Here is a 7,720-nt window from a genome sequence, read left to right as displayed (position 1 = left end):
GAGGCAGGTGGGATGCACGCGCGGGGTGTGGTTGACGCTCAGCCCGCTGGGCGCCGACGCACTGCTGGGGCTCCCGGCGTCGGCGCTGGCCGGGCACATCGTGGATCTCGCCGACGTCGTCCCGGCGATGGCGGACCTGCCGGAGCGGCTTGCGGCCTGCCGGACATGGCCGCAGCGTCGCGCCCTCGTCACGCAGTCCCTGCTCACCGGCCTCGGCCGGCACGGCGAGCGCGCCAACCACCACGAACTGCGATCCGCGATCGCAGCCTTGTCCGGGACCACCCGGGTGCAGGAGGCCGCTTACCGGCTCGGGTGCTCCCGGCGGCACCTGAGCAGTCTGGTTCGAGCCGAGTTCGGGGTGACGCCGAAGGAGTACCAGCGGCTCGTCCGCTTCGAGACTGCCCGGGGCCGGCTCGTGGACGCCGCTCGTTCCAGGGGGGTCGGTCTGGCGGCGGTCGCCGCCGCGTCGGGATTCGCCGATCAGGCGCACCTCACCCGGGAGTGGCGGGCCATGGCCGGATGTACGCCCACTGAGTGGCTACGCGCCGAAGGCCTGGCCGTGCAGGGGCCGTCGGTCGGCGACCGGTAGCCAAGCGAAGAGCGCGCGTTCAGGTGACACCCCATCCGGGTGCGGTTCGTTCCCAGATGTTCAAGACCCCGTCGGCACCAGGCCCAACGATGGGTCCATGACACCGAACACACACATTTGCCCTCGTCTTATCGTGCCCGACCCAGACCGTGCGTCGGCGTTCTACCAGGACGCCCTTGGCGCCGAGGAAGTGTTCCGTGCTCCCCTGAGCGACGACGGCCGACCCAGCGTCGTTCATCACCGCATCGGTGGTTCGTCCTTCCGGGTCTCCCCGGCCGTCTCCTCGTGGGGGTGGCTCTCACCTGGTGACCTCGGCGGCTCCGCGGTCCTCCTCGAGATCGAGGTCGACGCCCCGGACGTGGTCGGCGAACGCATGATCGCCCACGGCGCCGAAGTGGTCGTGCCGATCGAGAACCGTTCCTACGGCAAGCGTTCGGGCCGCGTCCGTGACCCGTTCGGCCACCTGTGGATCATCACTGGTGGGCTTCGCTGAGGGTGGGCCGGGCGTAGGAGGTGGGCACCCGGTCCAGGCCCGACCCGACCCTGCCGCGGAACTCTCGGTGGTGCCGTCCATCAGCGGTTCCGCGGCCGGGATGTGAAATAACCGCTGTGTTCGTTGAGTGGTTGAGCGTGGCCATAGCCGCAGGACCTGGGCTTACTTACTGGGATCCATGGCTCTTTCGAGATTGATGAGATTTCAGAAATTCTGAAGGTTTGTCGTCCTCGTCGTTCGTCTTGCAGGGATGGCGAAGGACGAGGAGACCGAGGCGGCCTGAGCCGTCCGGCCCTGGCCGGCGGCCTGCCGAATGGGCCGATCTCCAGAAGGGCTGAGATTCGTCATCGGGCCGGCCTTCGTTCTGGTCACGCTGTCCCACCCTGCGGACGAGTGCGGCTCAACGTACGGGGCGCGGCCTGAAAGTCACAGCCGCGGACGCCGTGACTTTCAGGATCAGCAAGTCAGGCCGTGAGGGCAGCCGCCGCTTCCCGGTAGATGACGCTCGGGTCCTCGGACAGCCACGCCTTCACCTGGCGGCTCCAGGCGTCGGCGAGTACCTCGGACCGATGCGCCTCGATGCCGTCCAGGGCCGCCGCAACGATCACCTCGGGGGCGCTCTTGTCGCCGTTGTACCAGGCCATCATGTCGGTGTCCGCGGCGCCCAAGTGCAGTCCCGTCACCAGAGTGCGCTGATGGGCCAGCTCCAGGCGGACGCTGTTGGTGAGCGCCCACTCGGCGGCCTTGGCCGCGTGGTAGGCGCCCGCGCCGTCGTAAGCGAGCCACGAGATCGCCGACAGCACGTTGAGGATCGCGCCGTCGGCCAGCTGGGGCGCGAAGGCACGGATCACGTTGAGGGTGCCGTAGAAATGGGTGTCCATCTCGCGGCGGATCGTGTCCAGGTCCCCGGCGACCAGGTTCGCGCCGGTGGAGATGCCCGCGTTGTTAATGACGATCTTGACATCGAGTGCCGCTGCCGCGGCGGCGGCGATCGATGCCGGATCGGTGATGTCGAGGCGCAGCGGGACGACCCCGGGCACGTCGATGAGGTCCGGGCGGCGGGCAGTAGCGTACACCCTGCCGGCACCGCGATCGAGAAGAGAAAGGACGAACTGCTGGCCCAGGCCGCGGTTGGCGCCGGTGACCAGCACGTGTGCTCCGTTGATCTGCATGCCGGATAGGCTAAAACCTGACGTTGACGTCAGAGGCAAGCCTTGTGATGGAGGTCACGGTGCGTATCGGCGAGTTGGCGGCGCGGTCGAGCGTCAGCGTGCGAGCCTTGCGCTACTACGAGGAGCAGGGGCTGCTGGAGGCGAACCGGAGCGACTCCGGGCAGCGCCACTATCCCGAATCGGCGGTCGATCGGGTTCAGCTGATCCAGATGCTCTACGCGGCCGGTTTGTCCAGCCGGACCATCGCCAAGCTGCTGCCCTGCGTCGAGGCCAAGGTCAGCACTCCGGAGTCAAGGGCCCGGCTGTCCGCCGAGCGCGATCGCATCGACGCCCAGATCGCCGGGTTGACCCGTACCCGTGACCGCCTCGACGCGGTCATCGCCTCGTGCGGACGCCCATGACAGCGGCTGCACGTGGATCGCGGACCGGGACGTCGCCGCGCAGGCGAGCCACTTCGCGACGCCGGGATCGCGACGGCCAGGTCGGGCTCCATCCTAAATTGACGGGCACGATCTTCAGGGCATCGGTGCCGGGTGCCGTCCAGGCGACACGCCCGAGGGATATCGGTCCAAAGCCGCATCCCGAAGACTCCCTGCACAGCGACCTGCAGGGCAGCCGTGCGGGGAGGGGATCACCGGCGCCCATGCTCCTTCATGGCTGGGGTAGGGCGAAGGGCCGGCGCATGGCCAAATCACGGTGGTGGCGTCGTGCCATCCCGTGTCTGGCGGGAGCTATCCGGTACGAGTGGTAGGAGGATTTCATAGAGGTCGCGAAGCTGGTCGGCGTCGACCGGGGGAAAGACGACAGTTGCTCCAACCGCAAGCAGGTAGGGCAACAGGGCCGCCGTCCGGGCCTCCTCGTCGCTGGCGACGGCTGGTCGCCACACCCGCTGGAGTGCAGACAGTCTGGCCTCGTCAAGGCGAGTCTGCACGGCACGCACATCCGCATCCCATGTCGCCCATGCCCTCAATGCGATATCGATTTCTGGACGATAGAGTCCTGCGCCGCCAGGGCGAACGAGTTTCGTCAGCCGTGCGAGGATCACACGGGCTCCGGCCGATTCCCCGACGTCGGCAATTGCATTCTCGAGCGTTTCGATCGACAGGTGCTCGAGATGGGCGAGAAGTGCTTTCTTGTATCCCTCGGCGCCATCGAAGTGATGGTGGAACGACCCTTTCGACAGGTTAAGTCGAGCGGCGATCCGGTCGATTCGAATCCCTGCTGCACCTTCTTCTGCGAGGACCTTCAAGCCTTCGTTCAGCCACCGCTCGCGTGCCGTGCTCATCCGGCAAACGTACCACCAGGTATGGAGCGGTCCGCGCTCGCCGAGGCGCATGCAAGCTTCATGTCATGAAGCTGTAGAAGCCGACTGCGATGCAGATCAGCAGCATGGCGGTGGCGTTGAGGAAGAGGTTACGGCCGAAGTCTCGGGCCGCGATGTGCATCGCGATGGCGACCATGAAATAGAGGACGAGCGCAGCACAGGTCGCAGCGCCGAGATAGGGAAGCCAGATGCCCAGGATCAGACCGGCCGCGGCGGCGAACTTCAGCGGCGGCATGATCCACCAGTAACGTCGCGGCCAGTTCACGTTTTCGAAGCACTGGGCGATGAACGGAACGGGCTTGATGCACATGACGGCGTCACCGGCCTGGATGATCGCCAGGACGACAACCGGCCAAACCGGATCGGGCAATGCTGACATATCTCTCCTCGGGCAATGAGTTGATCACGATGCATTCGGACCATACTATACCGTATGGTACGGTTGTTTTATGAGGACCAGCCTTGCCGGAGCCAGACGTGAGCGATCTTGTCCTCAGCGGCCATCTCGCGGCCGACCGGGCATCCGAAAAAGGGGTCTCTAATGCGAAGAAAGCCACGGGCTGCAGGAGTTGCCGCAGGCCTCGCTGGTGCAATCCCTACCGGGACCAGCGTGCAGGAGTACGCCCCGCACGCGATCGTCAAGTCGGTGATGGACGTGGTGGCTCCGAGCTCGTTCCTGGTGGTGTCGCATGCGCTCGCCGATGCGCGCGGCTGACGGGCGGCACGCCTCAGGCCGGGACATGCGCACCGCTCTCACGCGGCCTGAGCACCAACATTTCGGAACGGACACATTCTCCCCCATGCCTAATCGGATCCTGGCCCTGAGCGCCGTACTCACGTTGGCAGCGGCCGGGTGCGGGGTGCTGCCGATAAAGGAAGCCGCGCCCCCGCCCGCCACCACCGCGCCGACGTCGAGTGCCCCGGCCACCAGCGCTCCGCCCGCCACCGCCACGGCATCAGGTCAAGACACCCGGCCGGCCCTGGCCGAAACCCGCAGTACCATGACCGAGAATCTCAAGGTCGAGGTCGTCGGCCTCAATAGCGTCAAGGGCAAGCACCTCATCGCCCAGATCCGTCTGTCCAACACCGGCACCGAGAAGCACCTGTCCTGGGCCGGCGAGATGGGCGACCGGACCCGCCCCCTTGGCGAGATCAAGTGGGCCTCCGGCATCGGCGTCCTCGACGCGCAGGCCCGCACCTGGATCCTGCCGTACAAACCCGCCGGCTCCCCGTGCCTCTGCAGCGACCTCGACCGCGACGGCCTCGGCCGCTTCATCGACCCTGGCCAGTCGATCACCGTCTACGCGGTGCTGCCCGCACCGGCGGGCAACCCTGCGACGACCACCGTCGTCACCCCCGTGGGCCCGCCGATGCTCGACGTGCCCATCAGCGACGAAGCTCCGACCGGCGACTTTCCCGACCCCGATGCCGAGCCCGTCACCCCGGTCACCCGCCGCCTCATCCTCCCCTCCGAGTCCCTGGACAAATCCGAGGAGACCGCCGACGACGGCAAGGACCTGCGGGTCAACCTCTCCTCCGATGTGCTGTTCGCGGTGGACAAGGCCACCCTCACCCCCAATGCCAAGACGATCATGGCCCGCACGGCCAAGCTCATCGACGCCTCCCCCGCCACAGTGGTGACGGTGGCGGGCCACGCCGACTCCTCCGGCAACGACGCCATCAACGACCCACTGTCGCTGCGCCGCGCCCAGGCGGTGCAGCGCACCCTGTCGGCACTGCTGTCCCGGGACGGGGTCCGCTTCCAGGCCAAGGGGTACGGCTCGCGCCGCCCGCTGTACAGCAACGACAGCGATGAGGGCAAGCGCCGCAACCGCCGCGTCACGGTGACCTTCCCCAAACCGCAGCCCGCTGCCCAGGAACCGGTGGCCACGACCTCTCCCGGCGCGACCGGCCTGACCGGCACCACCAAGGCGGACGGCCAGCCCATCGCCATGGAGGTCGCGGGCCTGCGCCGGCTGCCCGGCGGCCTCGGCCTGCTCACCTACAGGATCACCAACGAGGGGGCGGCCGAGACCTGGTTCAGGGACCTTCACCACGCCCAGGACTGGGAGGCGTACAAATACCAGGCCGCAAGCAACGTCCGCGTGACCGACGCCGCCGCCCGCCGCCAGTACCTGCCCGGCCGCCTGGAGGTCCCCACCGACGACGGCGTGGACTCCTACTGCGCATGCACCGACGTCTCCGGCGTCCGCATCAGCACCGAGAAGTTCGCACCGGGCCAGACCCGCCAGTTCTGGAACCTCTTCGCCCTGCCCGACACCGCCGGCACCCTCAAAGTCAAGATCGGCCCGTTCCGCGACCTCCAGGTCCCCATCCAGTGACGGCCGGGGGGATGCGGCGATCGGCACAACACAGTTCGACATGTAGGCCCTCCACTCGGGGCGCAGGCCGGCCAGGGCCCGCCTGCCCGCGGGAGTGGCGGGGACGACCAGGCTGCACGCGATGATCGCCGGGCAGCTCGGTGAAGCGGCCGAAGAGGCGGAGGTGGTGATCGGGATCGAGACCGATCATGGCCTGTGGGTCCAGGCGCTGGTCGCCGCCGGGTACAGGGTGCCGGCGGTCAACAGGAACAGAAGTCCGCGATGGTGCCGGTGAGGATCTCGGCCACTCGGTGCAGGGAGGCGATGTCGACCCACTCGGTGGCCGCGTGGGCACCCCCGCCGTCGACGCCGAAGAGCAGACAGGGAATGCCGGCCCGATCCAGCAGCGCACAGTCGGTCCAGAACGACTCGGCTCGCACCACAGGCGGATGGCCGAGGGCCCTTGTCGCGTGGCGCGTGAGGGTGCATACGATCGCGGCCTGCGGGTCGGCCTCGAAGGGCCGGCGACACAGACCGCGGGACAGCCGGTAGCGGAAGTCCGGGACCACGGCGGCCAGGTGGTCGAGGACCGCGGTCAGCTCCCGTTCCACGGTGTCGGCGTTCTCGCCGGGTACGGTGCGGCGCTCCAGCGTGACGCGGCAGCGCGCCGGGTAAGTGGACGGCTCCTCCCCACCCTGGATAACGGAGGCGTGCACCGTCCCCGTCCCCAGAAGCGGGTGCGCCGGCCCCTGGGCGAGGCGCTGCCCCAGCTCCTCCAGCGCGACGAGGAAGTGACCGGCCTTGACGATGGCGTCGACGCCCAGCTCAGGACGGGACCCGTGAGCCGCTCGCCCCTCGATCTCCACCTCGAACCAGGCGAAACCCTTGTGCGCGAGGGTCACTTCGAGGTGACTCGGCTCGGTGACGATCGCCGCGTCGGCGCTGAAGGAGTCGAGGACCTCTTCGGTGCCCAGACTGCCGTGCTCCTCGTCGGCGACGCAGGCGAGGACGACATCTCCCCGGAGGCGCCCCTGGGCCGTGGCGCGCGCGGCGGCGATCATCATGGCCGCGATACCGCTCTTCATGTCGAAGGCTCCGCGACCGAACATCTTTCCGTCACGGATTCGCGGTTCGAGCGGGTCGCCCTCGTAGCCGGCCAGGCCGACGGTGTCGAGATGGCCATTGAGCATCAGTGACCGTCCACCGCCGGTGCCACGAGCGATCGCGACCAGCGAGGGACGGCCGGCACGCTTCTCCAGGCGGTGCACCTCGAAGCCGCGGGTGGCCAACCATTCACCGCAGAAATCGGCGATGACCGTCTCGCCCACACCGCCGGGCACCAGTTCGGGGTTGACGGAGTCGATGGCGATGAGCCTGGCGAGGAGGGCAGCCGGGTCTGACGTATCGGGGAGCATGCGGACCTTCCACAGCACTGTCGCCTCCCTGGCACGGGAACGGGCGAGACGGTAAGGAGTGCGAGACGATCTACCTTCGAGCACCGTGCACCACTCGTTTCACCTCGTCCAGCGAAAAATTCTGAGCAGTACGCTTCGGAAGCCCCGAACGGCCGCCGGCTCGAAGCAGGGAAGGGCCTGCGTCGACATATGCGGACCAGCCCGACAGGCCAAAACAGATGAGTTCAGACATCCGGAATGGCATGCGGATTGGCCGCACTGCCCTCGGTGCACAGCAACACCACCGTCGAGGCAGGACCAAGCCCCAGCGTGGTACGGCGCTCGCCGGCGCCGTCGCCGCTACATCGGGCCCAGCGAGGGCTCGAAGGCCCGGGAGGTCATGGTCAAGCCCGACGAGCTTCCCGGC

The 7,720-nt window shown here is 68.0% G+C and carries 8 protein-coding genes; 4 read left to right on the top strand and 4 right to left on the bottom strand.

The genetic code is table 11. The annotated features are described in order from the left end of the window. Both ABZ260_RS42040 and ABZ260_RS42035 read left to right on the top strand, forming a co-directional pair. A partial coding sequence (locus tag ABZ260_RS42040) for a helix-turn-helix domain-containing protein (RefSeq protein WP_355628963.1) occupies positions 1–589 on the top strand: 589 nt, incomplete at its 5' end. A 133-nt stretch (positions 590–722) separates the two neighbouring features. Beyond that, complete coding sequence (locus ABZ260_RS42035) at positions 723–1,082, top strand: VOC family protein (RefSeq protein WP_355556041.1); 360 nt, start codon at positions 723–725, stop codon at positions 1,080–1,082. Between the two features lie 464 nt (positions 1,083–1,546). Here the strand turns inward: ABZ260_RS42035 and ABZ260_RS42030 are convergent, their stop codons facing one another. After that, positions 1,547–2,254 carry an SDR family oxidoreductase gene (locus ABZ260_RS42030; RefSeq protein WP_355628960.1) on the bottom strand — a complete coding sequence of 236 codons (708 nt, stop codon included), beginning with the start codon at positions 2,252–2,254 and terminating at the stop codon, positions 1,547–1,549. Positions 2,255–2,313: 59 nt separating this feature from the next. Between ABZ260_RS42030 and ABZ260_RS42025 the strand changes: the two genes are divergently transcribed. Next, the gene (locus ABZ260_RS42025) at positions 2,314–2,655 is read left to right on the top strand and encodes a MerR family transcriptional regulator (protein WP_355628957.1); all 342 of its coding nucleotides are present in this window, start codon (positions 2,314–2,316) and stop codon (positions 2,653–2,655) included. Positions 2,656–2,945: 290 nt separating this feature from the next. Here the strand turns inward: ABZ260_RS42025 and ABZ260_RS42020 are convergent, their stop codons facing one another. Next, positions 2,946–3,539: a TetR/AcrR family transcriptional regulator gene (locus ABZ260_RS42020; RefSeq protein WP_355628955.1), complete on the bottom strand. Its 594-nt coding sequence runs from the start codon at positions 3,537–3,539 to the stop codon at positions 2,946–2,948. A gap of 58 nt (positions 3,540–3,597) precedes the next feature. Further along, entirely contained in the window at positions 3,598–3,957 is a 360-nt protein-coding gene (locus tag ABZ260_RS42015; RefSeq protein ID WP_355628952.1) for a DoxX family protein, read from the bottom strand. A 421-nt stretch (positions 3,958–4,378) separates the two neighbouring features. Here ABZ260_RS42015 and ABZ260_RS42010 point away from each other — a divergent pair, with 421 nt between their 5' ends. Then, positions 4,379–5,920 (top strand): OmpA family protein, encoded by a 1,542-nt coding sequence (locus ABZ260_RS42010; protein ID WP_355628949.1) that lies wholly within the window; start codon positions 4,379–4,381, stop codon positions 5,918–5,920. A 239-nt stretch (positions 5,921–6,159) separates the two neighbouring features. On the opposite strand, the gene ABZ260_RS42005 is transcribed toward ABZ260_RS42010, so the two are convergent. Beyond that, positions 6,160–7,332 carry an ArgE/DapE family deacylase gene (locus ABZ260_RS42005; RefSeq protein WP_355628947.1) on the bottom strand — a complete coding sequence of 391 codons (1,173 nt, stop codon included), beginning with the start codon at positions 7,330–7,332 and terminating at the stop codon, positions 6,160–6,162. Between the last annotated feature and the right edge of the window lie 388 nt (positions 7,333–7,720).

Source organism: Streptosporangium sp. NPDC006013, from assembly GCF_040614275.1.
GTDB lineage: Bacteria > Actinomycetota > Actinomycetes > Streptosporangiales > Streptosporangiaceae > Streptosporangium.
The sequence above is the reverse complement of the archived record's forward strand: the minus strand, read 5'-3'. Positions and strand labels throughout refer to the sequence as shown.

Bases quoted from the DNA above. Each gene is read 5' to 3' on its own strand.
- ABZ260_RS42030 (WP_355628960.1), bottom strand. From the start codon at position 2,254: ATGCAGATCAACGGAGCACACGTGCTGGTCACCGGCGCCAACCGCGGC.
- ABZ260_RS42020 (WP_355628955.1), bottom strand. From the start codon at position 3,539: ATGAGCACGGCACGCGAGCGGTGGCTGAACGAAGGCTTGAAGGTCCTC.
- ABZ260_RS42015 (WP_355628952.1), bottom strand. From the start codon at position 3,957: ATGTCAGCATTGCCCGATCCGGTTTGGCCGGTTGTCGTCCTGGCGATC.
- ABZ260_RS42010 (WP_355628949.1), top strand. From the start codon at position 4,379: ATGCCTAATCGGATCCTGGCCCTGAGCGCCGTACTCACGTTGGCAGCG.